This is a genomic window from Pantoea sp. BS_8 (assembly GCF_041954965.1).
GTDB classification, from domain to species: Bacteria; Pseudomonadota; Gammaproteobacteria; order Enterobacterales; family Enterobacteriaceae; genus Pantoea; species Pantoea stewartii.
In genome coordinates this window covers 1,046,980-1,063,565 of record NZ_JAVAXU010000001.1, presented here as the reverse complement: position 1 = coordinate 1,063,565, position 16,586 = coordinate 1,046,980, and the positions used below count along the sequence as shown (strand labels likewise).

Here is a 16,586-nt window from a genome sequence, read left to right as displayed (position 1 = left end):
ATATTATACTAAGGCGTATTGATGATTTATATTGATGGAATTATATACTCATTACAAAACTCAGGTGGAATATCTGTATATTTTGATGAGTATTTGAAATTTTTGGATAAAAGTAATGTTAAAAATAAACTGATAATTTATCCAAACAGCAATCCTTATGCAAAAAAATTGCAGGTAAATCGTAAGCCACGACTAAATATTAATATCGAGCGTTATATTGATGTTAGTATATCGCCAGAAAGTAAAAGCGACATTTTTCACTCAAGTTATTACCGGCTTCCCGTTAATAAAGATAATGTAAAAATAATTACCACGGTTCATGATTTTACCTATGAAGTATTCCCCAGGGGGGTCAAAACTAAAATTCATCATTGGCAAAAAAAACGAGCGATACTTAACAGTGATGGGATTATTTGTATTTCTGAATCCACCCGAAAGGATATGTTGAAATATATTCCCGAAGCTAAAAATATACCAACTAAAGTTATATATAATGGTGTAAGCGATTTTGTACCATTAAACACTAAAAGCGATAAAGGTAAATATGTTCTTTTTGTTGGCGCAAGAGAAGGATACAAAAACTTCGTTTCTTGTGTAAAAGCGCTTAAAGATCATAAAGACATAAAATTAATCGTCGTAGGTGGCGGCAGTTTTAATCCTGAAGAACTTATTTTATTGCGCAATACCATACCTGGGCGTTACAGTCATGCAGGGTTTGTAAATGAACAGGAACTTAATGCACTTTACTCAAATGCCTATTGCTTAATTTACCCGTCTTTATATGAAGGATTTGGAATCCCAGTTATAGAAGCGATGCGTTCAGGTTGTCCTGTTATTGCTTCAAATTCTTCCTCAGTAAAAGAAATAGCTACAGGTGCAGCGATTTTACTGGACAATATTACTGAAGTTGATATAAGTCAGGCGTTATATCAGCTCGATGATAAAAGAATACGAGAAAAGTTGGTCACTAACGGACTTACAAACTCTGAAAAATATTCCTGGACAAAAATGGCACAGGAAACATTAAATTTTTATGATGAAATAAGAGATTTAAAATGAAAAAAGCATTAATTACAGGCGTAACGGGTCAGGACGGTTCTTATCTTGCAGATTTTCTTTTGGAAAAGGGATATGAAGTCCATGGAATTATTCGACGCACATCATCGTTCAATACTGAACGGATCGATAATGCTTTAAGTAAAAATCGCAATATGTATCTTCATTATGGTGATTTGACTGATTCATCTAATTTAATAAGACTAATGAAAGATATCAGTCCGGATGAAGTTTATAATCTTGGTGCAATGTCTCACGTTGCGGTATCATTTGAATCACCTGAGTATACTGCTGACGTAGATGCAATTGGTACTCTTCGTTTGCTTGAAGCCATTCGTATTTGTGGTCTTGAGAAAAAAACCAGATTTTATCAGGCCTCAACTTCCGAATTATATGGTCAGGTAAGAGAAATTCCTCAGAAAGAAACTACGCCTTTTCATCCGAGATCACCTTACGCAGTAGCAAAAATGTACGCCTATTGGATCACTGTTAACTATCGTGAGTCTTATGGCATGTATGCTTGCAATGGTATCTTGTTTAATCATGAATCCCCGCGCCGTGGTGAGACCTTTGTTACGCGTAAAATTACGCGAACGCTTGCTAATATTGCACAGGGTCTTGAAAAACAGTTAGAACTAGGCAACATGGACTCGTTACGTGACTGGGGTCATGCCAAAGATTATGTACGTATGCAATGGATGATGTTGCAGCAAAACCAAGCAGATGATTTCGTTATTGCCACGGGTAAACAAATTTCAGTTCGTGAATTTGTCAGAATGTCGGCTCGTGAACTTGGCATTGAATTAACGTTTACTGGCACAGGCGTGGATGAAATCGCTACGGTAACTTCGGTTTCAGGTGACAATGCTCCGCAAGTGAAAGTTGGTGATGTCATTGTAAGAGTTAATCCTCGTTATTTTCGACCTGCGGAAGTTGAAACTCTCCTCGGTGATCCATCTAAAGCAAAAGAGTTACTTGGGTGGGAACCTCTAATTACCGTAGAAGAAATGTGTGCAGAAATGGTGGAACATGATTTAGGTAACGCCAAACAGTTCGCATTATTGAAAAGTCATGGCTTCAATGTTTCAATCTCTGTGGAAAGCTAATTATGACTAAAAAAGTTTTTGTAGCGGGACACCGAGGCATGGTGGGCTCTGCAATTGTTCGCCAACTTTCAAAGCGCAAAGATATTGAAATCATTACTAAAAGTAAAGAAGAGTTGAATCTACTTTCAAAAGATGATGTCGAAAATTTCTTTTGTAAAACTAAGATTGATGAGGTTTATCTTGCTGCTGCAAAGGTAGGGGGGATTCAGGCTAATAATCAGTTCCCCGCGAACTTCATTTATGAAAATATGCTAATTGAATGTAATGTCATTCATGCAGCGCATCTGGCAAATGTCCCAAAACTGCTTTTTTTAGGTTCGAGTTGCATATATCCTAAGTTTGCAGAGCAACCTATTAAAGAATCTGCTCTTCTTACTGGAGTACTTGAATCCACCAATGAGCCCTATGCGATTGCTAAGATAGCGGGCATCAAATTATGTGAATCGTACAACAGACAATTTTCTCGAGATTACCGCAGTGTAATGCCAACAAATTTGTATGGTATAAACGATAATTTTCATTCAGAAAACTCGCATGTTGTACCTGCTCTGATGCGTCGCTTCCATGAGGCGATGCTAAATAATGAGCCTACAGTGACAGTATGGGGAAGCGGTAACCCCATGCGTGAATTTTTATATGTTGATGACATGGCGGAAGCATCTGTCTACGTTATGGAGTTGGATTACGTCAGTTATGCTGCTAATACTATGCCTATGTTATCGCATATAAATGTTGGTACAGGTGTGGACTGTACTATAAGAGAACTGGCAAATACGCTCGCCGAAGTAGTTAGTTATAAAGGCAAAATAATTTTTGATAGTTCAAAGCCTGACGGAACACCGAGAAAATTACTCGATGTACAACGCTTGAAAGATATGGGATGGTCATTTTCAACTGACCTTCATACTGGCCTCAAAGAAACTTATAAGTGGTTTTTAATGAACCAGCATTCTTTTAGGAAGTAAAATGGTAAAGCGATTAAGTAGGGATTTATTCGAAAATATTCTGGCCAATACTCCATTGATATCAATAGACCTGATTCTCGAAAACTCAGATGGGAAGTTTTTATTAGGATACAGGAATAATAAACCTGCGCAGCATCATTGGTTTGTACCTGGCGGGAGAATTTTTAAATCTGAGTCAATTGCTGACGCGTTCAAGCGGATCGTCAGCGATGAATTAAATCTTCATTTAGAAATTGAATGCGCAAGTTTTAAAAGTGTGTATGAGCATTTCTACAACGATTCATATGTAAGTGATAGTGTCTCAACGCATTACATTGTCCTTGCTTATAATATTTCCTACAGATCTGATTTGGAAAGTTTTCCCGTAAACCAGCATTCAAAATTCAAGTGGTTCAGTAAAGAAGAAATTTTAGCTTCTGACTCTGTTCATTTTTATACCAAGAATTATTTTCAATAAAGGCATTGAAATTATGTCAGTTAATTTATTACCTGTTATTATGGCTGGAGGTTCAGGTAGTCGCTTATGGCCATTGTCAAGAACGTTATATCCTAAGCAATTTCTTGCACTTACTTCTGATTCAACAATGCTACAGGAAACGATTAAGCGTGTTGAGCCATTGCCTCATCTTCCGCCTTATATAATATGTAATGAATCACACAGATTTATTGTTGCTGAACAGTTACGCCAGCAGAATGTAAAACACGGAGGGATTTTCCTGGAACCTGTAGGCCGTAATACGGCGCCAGCAATAACTCTCGCTGCGCTACAGGCTGTAAAAGATTTTGGCGATCCCGTTTTGTTAGTGCTCGCTGCCGATCACGTTATCAAGGATGAAAAAGCGTTTTTAGCATCAGTTGAAAATGCTATTCCTTTGGCTGAAGCAGGTAAACTTGTTACTTTCGGTATCGTCCCGACCCATCCTGAAACTGGGTACGGTTATATCAAACAAGGCTCAAAACTCAATGACCACTCTTATAAAGTGGATTCATTTGTTGAAAAGCCCAATTTAGAAACTGCACAAGAATATTTGTCATCGGGTGAGTACTACTGGAATAGTGGGATGTTTTTATTCCGTGCGTCTGTGTTTCTTAATGAAATTCGCAAGTTTCATATAGATATTCTGGAGCGGTGTGAGCAAGCTCTATTAGGACAACACAACGATCTTGATTTTATACGTTTAGATGATAATGCATTTAAAAGTTGTCCTGATGAATCCGTTGATTATGCTGTAATGGAAAAAACACAGGATGCAGCTTTGGTTCCAATGAATGCTGCCTGGAGTGATGTTGGCTCATGGTCTGCTTTATGGGAGATAAATGCTAAAGACGGTAATGAAAACGCTATCAGAGGTGATGTCGTTACTTCCGATACTTACAATAGTTATATATATTCTCAAAACAAATTAGTTGCTACTGTAGGCATTAACAATTTAGTTGTCGTAGAGACAAAAGATGCTGTATTGATTGCACATAAGGATAAAGTACAGGGTGTTAAAGATATTGTACATCAGCTAAAAATTGATTCGCGTTGCGAACATTTGCAACATCGTGAAATATTCAGACCTTGGGGATCACACGATACAATAAGTGAAGGTGCTCGTTTTCACGTAAAAAAATTGACGATTAAGCAGGGGCAGCGTACAGCAACGCAAATACACCATCACCGTGCTGAACACTGGATTGTTGTTTCAGGAACCGCTAAAGTTCATAAAGGTGACCAAAGCTATCTCATTACGGAAAATGAATCTATTTATATTCCGATTGGGGAAGCCCACGCTATTGAAAATCCTGGCATTCTTCCGCTTGAAATTATTGAAGTACGTACCGGAACGTACTTGTCTGAAGATGATGTCATCCGTATTGGTGATGACGGGACAGGATATTAAGAATGAAAGTTTCTATTATAACAGCAACCTATAATAGTGAAAAAACAATTAAAGACACTGTTTTATCATTGCAATCACAAGATTATCCTAACATTGAATTTATTATTATCGATGGTGCTTCAAAAGATAATACATTAGCCGTGGCGCAAGAAAACTGTACACGTATTACCAAAATTATCAGTGAGCCTGATAGAGGCATTTATGACGCTTTAAATAAAGGTATTCTTAATGCTACAGGCGATATTATTGGTTTTTTACATTCAGATGATATTTTTTCTTATCCATCAGCCATTTCTGAAATTGTAAGTAGTTTTACAGATGATGACATAGATGCTGTTTACTCAGACCTTAATTATGTTTCTCAGAAAAATACGGATAAAGTCGTTCGTAAATGGTTGAGCGGCTTCTATGATGTGAAAAAAATTAAGCTTGGCTGGATGCCACCTCATCCAACCTTTTATATGAAAAAGAAAAGGTATGATGAATGGGGCGTTTTTGATTTAACGTATCGGATTTCTGCGGATTATGATTCGCTGTTACGTTATTTGTATGTTCATAAAGCTAATGTATCATATCTTCCTAAAGTTACCATTTCGATGCGGGTCGGCGGCGAAAGCAATCGTTCAATCAAAAACATCTTAAAAAAATCCCGTGAAGATATTGATGTTATAAAGAAAAATGGTTTATTTTGGCCAACTGTTCTGCTGTGTAAAAATATCTCTAAACTTCCTCAATTTATAAAATAAAAATATGAAAAATTTAACCTGTTTCAAAGAATATGATATTCGCGGTAAACTTGGAGATGAGCTTAATAATGAGATTGCCTATAAAATTGGCCGTGCATTCGGTCAGTTCTTAAAACCTAAAACTGTCGTTGTAGGTGGTGATGCCAGGCTTACAAGCGAAGAGCTTAAGCTCTCTCTTGCCAATGGCCTTCAGGATTCAGGTGTTGACGTACTGGATTTAGGTATGGTCGGAACAGAGGAAATTTATTTTGCCACCTTTCATTTAGGTTGTGACGGTGGAATTGAAGTGACTGCCAGTCATAATCCTATTAATTATAATGGAATGAAATTAGTTCGCCATGGTGCTAAACCTATTAGCGGGGACAGTGGTTTAAGAGACATTCAGTACCTGGCTGAATCAGGTCATTTTAGCGCTGTTGAGGATAACGCAAAAGGGACATATTCGAAAGTTACCACACTAAATGAATACGTTTCAAATATCCTGAGTAGTATTAATTTAGAGTATTTAAAACCTCTTAAGCTTGTTATTAACAGTGGTAATGGTGTAGCGGGTCATGTAATTGATGCTATAGAGTGTCAATTTAAAAAGAATAATGTGCCCATTGAAATTATCAAAATTCACCATGTTGCTGACGGCACTTTTCCTAATGGAATCCCTAATCCGCTTTTGCCAGAATGTCGTGAAGATACACAAAAAGCGGTATTACAGCATGGTGCCGACTTTGGAATAGCTTTTGATGGCGATTTTGACCGTTGCTTTTTCTTTGATGAAAAAGGACAGTTTATTGAAGGTTATTACATCGTTGGGCTTCTTGCTGAGGCTTTCTTAAAGAAACATCCTGGTGAAAAAGTCATCTACGATCCTCGACTCACATGGAACACTCTTGACATAGTGACTTCTAATGGAGGAGAAGCAATCATGTCTAAAACAGGACATGCCTTTATTAAAGAACGCATGCGTAAAGAAGATGCAGTATATGGCGGTGAAATGAGTGCGCATCATTATTTCCGCGATTTTGCTTATTGTGATAGTGGAATGATCCCATGGTTACTTATTGCTGAGCTGGTTAGTCTAAAAGGCATGTCTTTAGGCGATTTGGTTTCAGAAAGAATTGCCGCTTATCCTTCTTCTGGGGAAATTAACAGCAAGTTAACTGATCCAGATGCATCAATTAAAAGGGTGCTTGAGCACTATGAGGATCTCGCAGAGACTAAAGACTTTACTGACGGCATCAGTCTTGATTTTGGCTCCTGGCGCTTTAATTTAAGAAGATCGAACACCGAACCTGTAGTTCGTTTGAACGTCGAATCGCGAGGTGACATACAGCTGATGCAAGCCAAAACCTCAGAAGTACTAAGCCTGTTAGCCTGAGCCAGTTAATCTTGAAGCTACAAGTGATGTTGCCTCAATGCGGTTTTTATCGACAGTCATCCAAGCCCATGATTTAGCGATATATGCTGAAACCATCAATTTCTTCCCTCATCTCATTATCATGAGATAACATGTCAGGACATTAATTGCAGTCGTGTACTGCTGATTTCACTTTAAGACAGGAGTAGATATGTCTAAGCAACAAATCGGTGTTGTAGGTATGGCAGTGATGGGCCGAAATTTGGCACTTAATATTGAGAGCCGCGGTTACACTGTTTCTGTCTTCAACCGGTCACGTGAAAAGACAGATGAAGTGATTGCTGAGAACCCCGGGAAGAAGCTGGCCCCGTTCTACACTGTTAAAGAATTTGTCGATTCACTGGAAAAACCACGTCGTATCCTCTTAATGGTGCAGGCGGGTGAAGCAACTGATAAGACTATTGCCTCTTTAACACCTCATCTTGATAAAGGCGATATCCTCATTGACGGTGGTAACACTTTCTATAAAGACACTATACGTCGTAATAAAGAGCTATCTGATCAGGGCTTTAACTTTATCGGCACCGGTGTTTCGGGTGGCGAAGAAGGGGCCTTAAAAGGTCCATCAATTATGCCTGGTGGTCAGAAAGAAGCGTATGAGCTGGTTGCGCCTATTCTTGATAAAATTGCTGCTCGAGCAGAAGATGGTGAGGCTTGCGTCTCATATATTGGCCCAGACGGTGCGGGCCACTATGTTAAAATGGTCCATAACGGTATTGAATATGGCGATATGCAGCTCATCGCAGAAGCTTACGCGCTGCTGAAAGGTGCTCTGGGTCTGAATAATGAAGAGCTGGCGAAGAGGTTTACCGAGTGGAATAACGGCGAACTGAGCAGCTACTTGATTGATATCACTAAAGATATTTTCACTAAAAAAGATGAAGACGGTCATTATCTCATCGATGTTATTCTTGATGAAGCAGCAAATAAAGGCACTGGTAAATGGACCAGCCAGAGTTCACTGGATTTGGGTGAGCCTCTGTCACTGATCACCGAATCTGTTTTTGCTCGCTACCTTTCATCGCTTAAATCGCAACGCGTTGCTGCCTCTAAAGTATTAAGTGGACCACAGGCTAAGGCCTTCGCTGGCGATCAAGCAGAGTTTGTGGAAAAAGTACGCCGTGCGCTCTATCTTGGCAAAATAGTATCTTATGCTCAGGGCTTCTCTCAGTTGCGTGCCGCATCAGATGAGAATAACTGGGATCTGCACTACGGTGAGATCGCTAAGATTTTCCGTGCGGGTTGTATCATTCGTGCCCAGTTTCTTCAGAAAATTACTGATGCGTATGCTGAAGACGCAGGTATTGCCAATCTCCTTCTGGCACCATACTTTAAAGATATTGCTGATCAATATCAGCAGGCGCTACGTGATGTTGTAGCCTATGCTGTTCAGAATGGCATCCCAACGCCAACCTTCTCAGCGGCGATTGCCTACTATGACAGCTATCGCTCAGAAGTATTGCCAGCTAATTTAATTCAGGCACAACGCGACTACTTTGGCGCTCATACTTATAAGCGTATCGATAAAGAAGGCGTGTTCCATACGGAATGGCTGGATTAATTATTAATAAAACCTCCCAACTGGGAGGTTTATTTTTGGTTTCGTGCCTTTTTAACAAGGCAATTAGAAATAATTTTTCCTGAGTTGACTGTTTATGAATGAAAAGTTTTCTACAAGAGGGGAGCAGCCAAACGTCCCTAAAAATAGTGTTAGTTCGAAAGATGAACTTGACTTAATGGATGTTTTTTTTCAATTATGGCAAGGTAAAAAATTTATTATTTTGGGGATGGTAATTGCACTTATCATAGCGGCAATTTACGTTAGCGTAGTTAAAGAAAAATGGACATCCCAGGCTACGGTAACCTTACCTGCCGCAGGTCAAGTTGCTAATTATAATGCAGCTCTTGCCATTGTATACGCTGATACTCCTCAGGATAAACCTTCGTTAAGTGGATTACAAAATCAATTATTTGGCCGTTTTAGCGCATCGTTAAGTGCATTATCAGGTGCATTGGCTAATCTGGAAGAGCCACTGACGCTGCGGATTGATTCTATAAAAGGTCGGGATGATGCGCTTAATGTCTCTTTTGTCGGTCATACAGCTAAAGAAGCGCAGTCGCAACTTTCAAAGTATATTGATAAAATAAATGCCGATGTTGTAAAAGATTACGGCGATGATATTAAACGTAACTTGAGCGTTAAAACAAGAGAATTGACAAATACACTTGACACCTACACTCAGGTTGCAATCAATCAAAAAGAGCACCGACTGGATGTCATTAAACAGGCTCTTAAAGTCGCTCAGGCATCTAATGTCGATAAATTGCAAGTCAAACAAGCTGATTTTCTTTCTGACGATACTTTGTATTTACTGGGTACTGATGCGCTTAATGCTATGGTAGCAAATGAAAACTCTAAACCTCTTGATTATGGCAAGGAGTATTATGAGGCACAGCGCGCTTTATTGGCTGTCACGCACCTTAAGATTGAGGTCGAGAACCTTCAGTCCTACAGATATATTTCTGAAGCTGACTTACCTTTCAGACGTGATAGCCCTAAAAAAGCCCTGATATTATTTCTTTCTCTTATTGGTGGCGCAATTTTAGGCGGTTTATTCGTTCTTACACGTAATGCTTTAATCAGTTATAAGAATAATTAACGTAGGAAGACCACTGGTTTTAAGCACGTTAATCCATATATTGTATTCATCAAAAAGCTCATTTAATAATGAGCTTTTTTCATTCTCATGCAAGGAAAGGAAGTGATTATTTTATTGATCCTATGATTGCAGAATCATCACGGCCTCCAATGAGGTCACAGCCTGTAGCGCTGAATTTATCATACCAACAACTCCCCACTCCTCACCGCCTTATCGCCCGCCAGCCTTAACACCAGCATGCCTGCCGTCGCAAATCTGGCCCAGTGCCGCGCGTATAGCACGCCTCCAAATTCTGCGACCAAGGGCGTGATGTGGTCGGTGACAGGATCAACAATCTCCGCAACCACTTCTCCTGGACGGATTCGCGCGCCTAGCGGTTTGCGATACAGGATCAGGCCCGATACCGGTGAGTGAACATATTCACAACCCGCCAGCGGCGTCGGGGGATTTTTAAGCGGCGGCATTAAAGCCGACGTGCCTTCAGTGTGTCGCTGCTTGATAATATTGCCTTCTTCTGCGGCCTGCGCCACACCAGGCGCACCCAGTCCGGTGCCGCTCTCATCCACACCGACCACATCCTCACCGCCGCTCACCACCGACACCAGCTCATCACCGCCAATCACCGGCGCAGCGACTTCAACAGACACGGACGTATCGGCCGCAGAGATATAGCCGGATTCCTGCAACGCGTTAATGATCGCATCTGCGTCCTGCTCAGCCTGTTCAGGCGAGACATCACGTACGCCACGTAGCTCCAGCGTTACCGGCAGCAGGCCGCGCGGCATCGGGAATGTTTCACCAAATTTTTCAGCCAGCGTCAGCCAGGGTTCACAACAGGCTTCGTCGAAGGGCTCACCCCCCGATATCTGTGCCAGTAGCTGCACTTCACTGCCCAGCCAGCGTGCTAAGGGTTCGATATCCGGCCATGCATGTGGCGTGGTGTAAAGGTGTGGAACCGCCTCCCAGTCACAATGCAAATCAATCATCAGATCGGCCTGACTGGCCATGCGCATCAGCGTATAACGCTGGGCTTCCAGTTCAGTTTTGGCGATTGTGTCACGGTAGTAACGGTCAATCGCATCACGAATCAGCTGCCGGTTCTGACTCTCATTCTGGGTCAGCGTCTCGGCCAGTTCCCCCGCCAGAAGCGCCCCCAGAGACGGGAATTTGCGGTTAAAATCCTGGCCGGACTGTGCGTGGAAGCGTCCCAGATGTGTACCGTGCCAGTGTTGGCTCAGGGCCAGCGGATTGGATACCGGTATCAGGGAGAAAAAAGCTTTGAGTCGTCCGGCAGATTCCAGCGCCTGTAAACGCTGCTTAAGATACCAGGCCACCGCCATCCCCGGGATCTCGTCGCCATGTAAGGAAGCCTGAATATAGACCTGGCGACTGTGATCATCGCCAAAATGAAAACTGATAATTTCACGCTGGGTGCCGAGAGAGGCGCTTAACAAAGGGTGATGTTGTTGGTACATACCGTGTTAATGTCCTTTTGTCGGTTCAGGGGCGGACAAATGCCGCCCATAAAGTCATTGAGTATAGTCATGCAGGCGGAGGAGGGGGAAAAAGCCTGCACTGACGTTACGGTTGAATGGAAATATCCGTGGCAAAATATTTCTTTTGCAGTTTGTCAAAGGTGCCATTTTTCTTAATGGCAGCGAAGGCATCATCCAGCGCAGTTTTCAGTTCGGTATCGCCTTTACGCAGGCCAATCGCCGTGCCCGGCCCGATGATCGGGTCTTTCACAATCGGCCCGGCCAGTTCAAACGCGCTGCCCTGAGGTTGTTTGAGAAAACCGTTTGCCGCCTGAGCCGCATCGGTAAAGACCGCATCAAGGCGCCCGGCCACCAGATCACTTTCAACCTGCGCCTGATCGCCATAGGGCACGACCGTCACGCCAAAAGGTTGCCATTTTGCCCGGGCATAACGCTCCTGCACAGTGCCTTGTTCTACGCCTACGGTTTTGCCTTTCAGCGATTCCGGGGTGGGCAACAGGCCCGACCCCTTACGCGCGATAAGCTGGGTGTGCGTATCGTACAGCGGCACGGTAAAGTCGATTTGCTTCAGTCGCTCTTCGGTGATGCCCATATCAGACAGAATGGCGTCGAATTTACGCGCTTTAAGCGCCGGAATCATCCCGTCGAACTGGCTCTCCACCCAGACACATTTGGCCTGCATCTGCGCGCACAGCGCGTTACCTAAATCGATATCAAAGCCGACCAGCTTCCCCTGCGGCGTTTTGGATTCAAAAGGGGGATAGGTGGGATCAACAGCGAAGCGAACCTGCTCAATTTTCGCCTGGGCGCCAAACGCGCAGCCAGCCAGGAGGGCCAGCGCTAACGCTTTGTGTAAACGGGTTTTCAGAGAAGTGATTGCCATCGTTTTCGGTCTTCTGTTGTCGTAATAGTGTATTACGCAGAGTACCTTTCACCCGGGATGATGGCAATTAGAGGATGATTTTCACGATGTTAGCCTGGCAAAGGCCACGGTAATCCTGGGTATTCAGTACGACAGACTGGTCGAGTACGCCGGCGTTAAAGGCAATCTCGTCATAGCGCTCAAACAGCAGCGGGTCGACCACCACAGTTAAATCAGGATGAAAGCTGAACGGGGGAATCGCACCAAATACGCAGCCGGTTAGTACATCGACCTCTGCGGGCGAGGCAAGGGATGCCCGGCGTCCGCCTACGGCTGAGGCGACTTTACTGAGATCGGCCTGCTGATCCGCAGGCAGTACCGCCAGGACATGTTGTTTGACGCCATTGCCTTTCACATGACACACCAGCGCCTTTGCGCCCTGTCCGACTGCCGTGCCGCGAATTTTGGCAACGGCTTCACATTTGCCGGTTGCCTCATGCTGCATCAGGCGGTAACGCGCACGATGCTGGTCGAGCAGAGCAATGAGTTTTTCATGCGTAGTCACGGTAAAATCCTTACAGGTCAAATGGACGGGAAAGGCTGCTCAGCAAACCGTCGAGCAGCCGTAACGCAGTCTGTCACTTATGACGGGCGCGCAGGTTATTGATGATGGTGCTGAGATCCAGATCCTGATCCTGCAGCAGTACCAGCAGGTGATAGATCAGATCGGAGGCTTCGTTCGTCAGTTCCTCACGATCGTTCACCGTGGCAGCCAGCGCGGTTTCCACGCCTTCTTCACCGACCTTCTGCGCAATCCGTTTGGTGCCGCTGGCATAGAGTCTGGCGGTGTAAGAGCTTTCCGGGTCGGCCTGCTTACGGGACGCCAGCAGTTGTTCCAACTGATAGAGGAACGTCCAGTCAGGCGCAGCAGGGGTGAAGCAACTGGAGGTGCCCAGATGGCAGGTGGGGCCAATCGGATTTGCCAGCACCAGCAACGTGTCGTTGTCGCAGTCAGGTGTGATGCTCACGACCTGTAGAAAGTGTCCTGAGGTCTCGCCTTTGGTCCACAGACGGCTTTTGGTGCGTGAAAAGAACGTCACGTTGCCGTCCTGCAGCGTTTTTTCCAGCGCCGCCTGATTCATATAACCGTGCATCAGAACTTCACCAGAAACAGAGTGCTGGACGATGACCGGCATCATGCCTTGGGTTTTTTCCCAGTCTAACCGGGCCAGTTGTTGTTCAGTTAACACGCACGAATCTCCACACCGTTGTCGATCAGAAAGCGTTTCAGCTCGCCGATATTAATAATTTGTTTGTGAAAAACCGACGCCGCCAGCGCGCCATCGACATTGGCCTGCTCAAAGGCTTCAAGGAAGTGAGTCATGGTACCCGCACCGCCAGAGGCGATCAGCGGTACCTTGCAGACATCACGTACCTTCTTCAACTGCACCAGGTCATAACCGTTGCGCACGCCGTCCTGGTTCATCATGTTGAGGACAATCTCGCCTGCGCCCCGTTTCTGCACTTCCTGCACCCAGTCCAGCGTTTCCCACTGGGTCACGCGGGTGCGGGATTCGTCGCCGGTATACTGATTAACATGGTACTTCCCGCTGGCGTCATCAAACCAGGTATCAATACCGACCACGATGCACTGGACGCCAAAGCGGTCGGCCAGGCGGGTGATCAATGAAGGATCGGCCAGCGCAGGGGAGTTAATGGAAATTTTGTCCGCACCAAACTCCAGAATCCGCGCGGCATCTTCCGGGGTTTTGATGCCGCCTGCCACGCAGAAAGGAATGTCGATGACTTCGGCAACGCGCGCAACCCAGCTTTTATCCACTACGCGGTCGTCCGATGAAGCGGTGATATCGTAAAACACCAGCTCGTCCGCACCTTCTTGCGCATAGCGCTGCGCCAGCGGCACGATGTCGCCAATAATTTCGTGGTTACGAAACTGAACGCCTTTTACCACCTGACCGTCACGCACATCGAGACAAGGAATTATCCGTTTTGCCAGCATGCTATGGCCTCCGAAACTGTAAATTTGCCTTCCAGTAGCGCACGTCCGACGATCACGCCCTGAACACCGCTGCCGCGAAGGGCGGCAACGTCATTGAGTTCACCAATACCGCCTGAGGACTGAAACGCAATCTGCGGAAAGCGTGCGGTCACTTCTTTATACAGATCCACGTTCGACCCGCTGAGCGTACCATCACGGGAAATGTCGGTGCACAGAACATGCTTCAGCCCGACCGGCTGAAACTGTTCAATGACCTCTTCGAGCGTAACGCCCGCAGCTTCCTGCCAGCCGCTAATCGCCACCTCTTTGCGGTTGGTCGCATCAATACGGACGTCCAGCGCCAGCACAATCGCGTCCGGGCCAAACTCGGTAAACCAGGCTTTCACTTCCTCGGGCTGTTTGACGGCGGTCGACCCTACCACCACACGGCTGGCACCCGCGTCCAGTAACGCTTTAACGTCTTCCCGACTGCGAATGCCGCCGCCAACCTGGACCACCGCATCCACGCCGTTAAGCAGGCTTTTCAGTAAGGTAATCTGGCGTTTCGCCGGATCTTTAGCACCGGTTAAATCCACAAGGTGCAGTACCGTTGCGCCCTGGCGTGCGTAATCCTGTAAGCGGGGTAAGGGATCGCTGCCGTAATCGCGCTGACGGGCATAATCACCCTGATGCAGGCGCACAACCTTGCCATCAATTAAATCTAATGCGGGGATAATCATTACATCTCCAGGAAGTTTTTCAGCAACTGCGCGCCGACTTTGCCAGAGCGTTCCGGGTGGAACTGCACGCCAAAGAAGTTATCTTTCTGTACCGCGGCCGTGAACGCCTGACCATAGTGACACTGCGCAATGGTGCTGGCATTTACGGGCATCGCAAAGCTGTGTACGAAGTAGAAGTAGCTGCCTTCATCAATGCCGCGGAACAGATGATTACCGGCCTGAGCGGTGATCTGGTTCCAGCCCATGTGCGGTAACGGTAACCCCTGCGTGTCCATCAGTGACACGGGCTGATCGATAATGCCCAGCGTGGGCACACCGCCATTCTCTTCGCTGTGGCTGCCCAGCAGTTGCATGCCCAGGCAAATACCCAGCACCGGCTGCGTACAGGCCTTGACCAGCTCAATCAGCTCACGCTCCTGCAGTTGGTTCATGGCCGCCTGCGCGGTGCCAACGCCGGGCAGAAACAGCTTATCGGCGCGCAGGACGACATCCGGATGGCGACTGACCTCTGGCGTATAGCCCAGACGTTCAACGGCCCACTTTACCGACGACAGGTTGGCACAGCCTGTATCCAGGATCACCACGTTCATTACAGCACTCCTTTAGAGCTCGGCAGGGTATTTCCCTCAACGCGAATCGCCTGACGTAAGGTCCGGCCAAAGGCTTTGAATAAACTTTCCACACGGTGATGATCGTTTTTCCCTTTGGTTTTCAGGTGCAGGGTGCTCATCATGGCGTAGGACAGGGAACGGAAGAAGTGCTCGACCATCTCGGTGCTCAGATCGCCAACGCGCTGATAGCTGAATTCCGCTTTAAATTCGATATGTGGACGACCAGAGATATCCAGTGCACAGCGCGCCAGGCACTCATCCATCGGCAGCACAAAGCCAAAACGGCCAATGCCGCGCTTATCGCCCAACGCTTTCAGCAGCGCTTCGCCTAATGCCAGACCGGTATCTTCTACCGTGTGGTGATCGTCAATATACAGGTCACCGTTGACGTCGATGTTCATGCGGAAGCCGCCGTGCACGGCAATCTGGTCCAGCATATGATCAAAGAAGCCGACGCCAGTGTTGATCTTACTGCCGCCTTCGCGGTCCAGCCACAGTTCCACGCGGACCTGGGTTTCTTTGGTGTTGCGTTGGACCAGCGCGTAGCGGTCGCGCTGCGTCAGCTGCTGCTGAATCGCTTTCCAGTCCTGACCTTCTGCGCCATAGCGAATGCCCTGAATCCCCATATTTTCCGCCAGCTGAATATCGGTCTGGCGATCGCCAATCACATAGCTGTTGGCCGTATCAAGGGCGCCTTCAGCCAGCCAGGCCTCAACCATCTGGGTTTTCGGCTTACGGCACGCGCAGTGGTCTTCAGGCTTATGGGGACAAATCAGCACATCGCTAAAACGAATGCCCTGCGATGATAAAATCTGCATCATCAGCGTGTGTGGGCCATCGAAGTCCGCCTGTGGAAAACTGTCCGTGCCCAGACCGTCCTGATTGGTAATCATCACCAGCTGATAGCCTGCGTCCTGCAGCGCCAGCAGTGCAGGCACGACGTCCGGCTCAAACGCCAGCTTGTCCATCCGATCCACCTGAAAGTCCTGCGGCGGTTCCGAGATAATCGTGCCATCGCGGTCAATAAAAAGGGTCTTCTGACTCATGC

Annotated in this window: 17 protein-coding genes; 9 read left to right on the top strand and 8 right to left on the bottom strand. The window is 45.7% G+C overall.

Annotated elements, in window-relative coordinates; genetic code table 11:
- Nucleotides 1–21 precede the first annotated feature (21 nt).
- From RAC65_RS04865 to wzzB, 9 genes are all read left to right on the top strand, one after another.
- Nucleotides 22–1,059, top strand: a complete 1,038-nt coding sequence (locus RAC65_RS04865) for a glycosyltransferase family 4 protein (protein WP_375096424.1) — start codon at nt 22–24, stop codon at nt 1,057–1,059.
- A complete protein-coding gene (gene gmd / locus RAC65_RS04860) occupies nt 1,056–2,162 on the top strand; it encodes a GDP-mannose 4,6-dehydratase (protein WP_110268243.1) in 1,107 nt (368 codons plus the stop codon). The genes RAC65_RS04865 and gmd overlap by 4 nt, the downstream gene beginning before the upstream one ends.
- Nucleotides 2,163–2,164: 2 nt before the next feature.
- A complete protein-coding gene (locus tag RAC65_RS04855) occupies nt 2,165–3,127 on the top strand; it encodes a GDP-L-fucose synthase family protein (protein ID WP_375096423.1) in 963 nt (320 codons plus the stop codon).
- A gap of 1 nt (nt 3,128) precedes the next feature.
- On the top strand, nt 3,129–3,584 hold the full coding sequence (locus RAC65_RS04850) for a GDP-mannose mannosyl hydrolase (protein WP_110268245.1): 456 nt from the start codon (nt 3,129–3,131) through the stop codon (nt 3,582–3,584).
- Between the two features lie 13 nt (nt 3,585–3,597).
- Nucleotides 3,598–5,013 carry a mannose-1-phosphate guanylyltransferase/mannose-6-phosphate isomerase gene (locus RAC65_RS04845; protein ID WP_110268246.1) on the top strand — a complete coding sequence of 472 codons (1,416 nt, stop codon included), beginning with the start codon at nt 3,598–3,600 and terminating at the stop codon, nt 5,011–5,013.
- Between the two features lie 2 nt (nt 5,014–5,015).
- Nucleotides 5,016–5,759 (top strand): glycosyltransferase family 2 protein, encoded by a 744-nt coding sequence (locus RAC65_RS04840; protein WP_110268247.1) that lies wholly within the window; start codon nt 5,016–5,018, stop codon nt 5,757–5,759.
- A gap of 4 nt (nt 5,760–5,763) precedes the next feature.
- Nucleotides 5,764–7,131 (top strand): phosphomannomutase CpsG, encoded by a 1,368-nt coding sequence (cpsG, locus tag RAC65_RS04835; protein WP_375096422.1) that lies wholly within the window; start codon nt 5,764–5,766, stop codon nt 7,129–7,131.
- A 190-nt stretch (nt 7,132–7,321) separates the two neighbouring features.
- Nucleotides 7,322–8,731: an NADP-dependent phosphogluconate dehydrogenase gene (gene gndA, locus RAC65_RS04830; RefSeq protein ID WP_375096421.1), complete on the top strand. Its 1,410-nt coding sequence runs from the start codon at nt 7,322–7,324 to the stop codon at nt 8,729–8,731.
- Between the two features lie 94 nt (nt 8,732–8,825).
- Nucleotides 8,826–9,830, top strand: coding sequence for an LPS O-antigen chain length determinant protein WzzB (gene wzzB, locus RAC65_RS04825; RefSeq protein WP_110268250.1), 1,005 nt, complete (start codon nt 8,826–8,828; stop codon nt 9,828–9,830).
- 179 nt (nt 9,831–10,009) lie between these two features.
- Here wzzB and RAC65_RS04820 read toward each other — a convergent pair whose 3' ends face one another.
- The 8 genes from RAC65_RS04820 to hisB form a co-directional block, all read right to left on the bottom strand.
- Nucleotides 10,010–11,305 (bottom strand): succinylglutamate desuccinylase/aspartoacylase family protein, encoded by a 1,296-nt coding sequence (locus RAC65_RS04820; protein WP_033740451.1) that lies wholly within the window; start codon nt 11,303–11,305, stop codon nt 10,010–10,012.
- Nucleotides 11,306–11,411: 106 nt separating this feature from the next.
- Nucleotides 11,412–12,209: an ABC transporter substrate-binding protein gene (locus RAC65_RS04815; RefSeq protein ID WP_033740450.1), complete on the bottom strand. Its 798-nt coding sequence runs from the start codon at nt 12,207–12,209 to the stop codon at nt 11,412–11,414.
- A gap of 67 nt (nt 12,210–12,276) precedes the next feature.
- Nucleotides 12,277–12,753: a YbaK/prolyl-tRNA synthetase associated domain-containing protein gene (locus RAC65_RS04810; protein ID WP_006119835.1), complete on the bottom strand. Its 477-nt coding sequence runs from the start codon at nt 12,751–12,753 to the stop codon at nt 12,277–12,279.
- 73 nt (nt 12,754–12,826) lie between these two features.
- Complete coding sequence (hisIE, locus tag RAC65_RS04805) at nt 12,827–13,438, bottom strand: bifunctional phosphoribosyl-AMP cyclohydrolase/phosphoribosyl-ATP diphosphatase HisIE (RefSeq protein ID WP_054633490.1); 612 nt, start codon at nt 13,436–13,438, stop codon at nt 12,827–12,829.
- A complete protein-coding gene (gene hisF, locus RAC65_RS04800) occupies nt 13,432–14,208 on the bottom strand; it encodes an imidazole glycerol phosphate synthase subunit HisF (protein WP_006119833.1) in 777 nt (258 codons plus the stop codon). The genes hisIE and hisF overlap by 7 nt, the downstream gene beginning before the upstream one ends.
- Nucleotides 14,190–14,927 (bottom strand): 1-(5-phosphoribosyl)-5-[(5-phosphoribosylamino)methylideneamino]imidazole-4-carboxamide isomerase, encoded by a 738-nt coding sequence (hisA, locus tag RAC65_RS04795; RefSeq protein WP_205950505.1) that lies wholly within the window; start codon nt 14,925–14,927, stop codon nt 14,190–14,192. The genes hisF and hisA overlap by 19 nt, the downstream gene beginning before the upstream one ends.
- A complete protein-coding gene (gene hisH / locus RAC65_RS04790) occupies nt 14,927–15,517 on the bottom strand; it encodes an imidazole glycerol phosphate synthase subunit HisH (protein WP_006119831.1) in 591 nt (196 codons plus the stop codon). The genes hisA and hisH overlap by 1 nt, the downstream gene beginning before the upstream one ends.
- Entirely contained in the window at nt 15,517–16,584 is a 1,068-nt protein-coding gene (hisB, locus tag RAC65_RS04785; protein ID WP_033740444.1) for a bifunctional histidinol-phosphatase/imidazoleglycerol-phosphate dehydratase HisB, read from the bottom strand. The genes hisH and hisB overlap by 1 nt, the downstream gene beginning before the upstream one ends.
- Nucleotides 16,585–16,586: the final 2 nt, after the last annotated feature.

Bases quoted from the DNA above. Each gene is read 5' to 3' on its own strand.
- RAC65_RS04865 (WP_375096424.1), top strand. From the start codon at position 22: ATGATTTATATTGATGGAATTATATACTCATTACAAAACTCAGGTGGA.
- gmd (WP_110268243.1), top strand. From the start codon at position 1,056: ATGAAAAAAGCATTAATTACAGGCGTAACGGGTCAGGACGGTTCTTAT.
- RAC65_RS04855 (WP_375096423.1), top strand. From the start codon at position 2,165: ATGACTAAAAAAGTTTTTGTAGCGGGACACCGAGGCATGGTGGGCTCT.
- RAC65_RS04850 (WP_110268245.1), top strand. From the start codon at position 3,129: ATGGTAAAGCGATTAAGTAGGGATTTATTCGAAAATATTCTGGCCAAT.
- RAC65_RS04845 (WP_110268246.1), top strand. From the start codon at position 3,598: ATGTCAGTTAATTTATTACCTGTTATTATGGCTGGAGGTTCAGGTAGT.
- RAC65_RS04840 (WP_110268247.1), top strand. From the start codon at position 5,016: ATGAAAGTTTCTATTATAACAGCAACCTATAATAGTGAAAAAACAATT.
- cpsG (WP_375096422.1), top strand. From the start codon at position 5,764: ATGAAAAATTTAACCTGTTTCAAAGAATATGATATTCGCGGTAAACTT.
- gndA (WP_375096421.1), top strand. From the start codon at position 7,322: ATGTCTAAGCAACAAATCGGTGTTGTAGGTATGGCAGTGATGGGCCGA.
- wzzB (WP_110268250.1), top strand. From the start codon at position 8,826: ATGAATGAAAAGTTTTCTACAAGAGGGGAGCAGCCAAACGTCCCTAAA.
- RAC65_RS04820 (WP_033740451.1), bottom strand. From the start codon at position 11,305: ATGTACCAACAACATCACCCTTTGTTAAGCGCCTCTCTCGGCACCCAG.
- RAC65_RS04815 (WP_033740450.1), bottom strand. From the start codon at position 12,209: ATGGCAATCACTTCTCTGAAAACCCGTTTACACAAAGCGTTAGCGCTG.
- hisF (WP_006119833.1), bottom strand. From the start codon at position 14,208: ATGCTGGCAAAACGGATAATTCCTTGTCTCGATGTGCGTGACGGTCAG.
- hisA (WP_205950505.1), bottom strand. From the start codon at position 14,927: ATGATTATCCCCGCATTAGATTTAATTGATGGCAAGGTTGTGCGCCTG.
- hisH (WP_006119831.1), bottom strand. From the start codon at position 15,517: ATGAACGTGGTGATCCTGGATACAGGCTGTGCCAACCTGTCGTCGGTA.
- hisB (WP_033740444.1), bottom strand. From the start codon at position 16,584: ATGAGTCAGAAGACCCTTTTTATTGACCGCGATGGCACGATTATCTCG.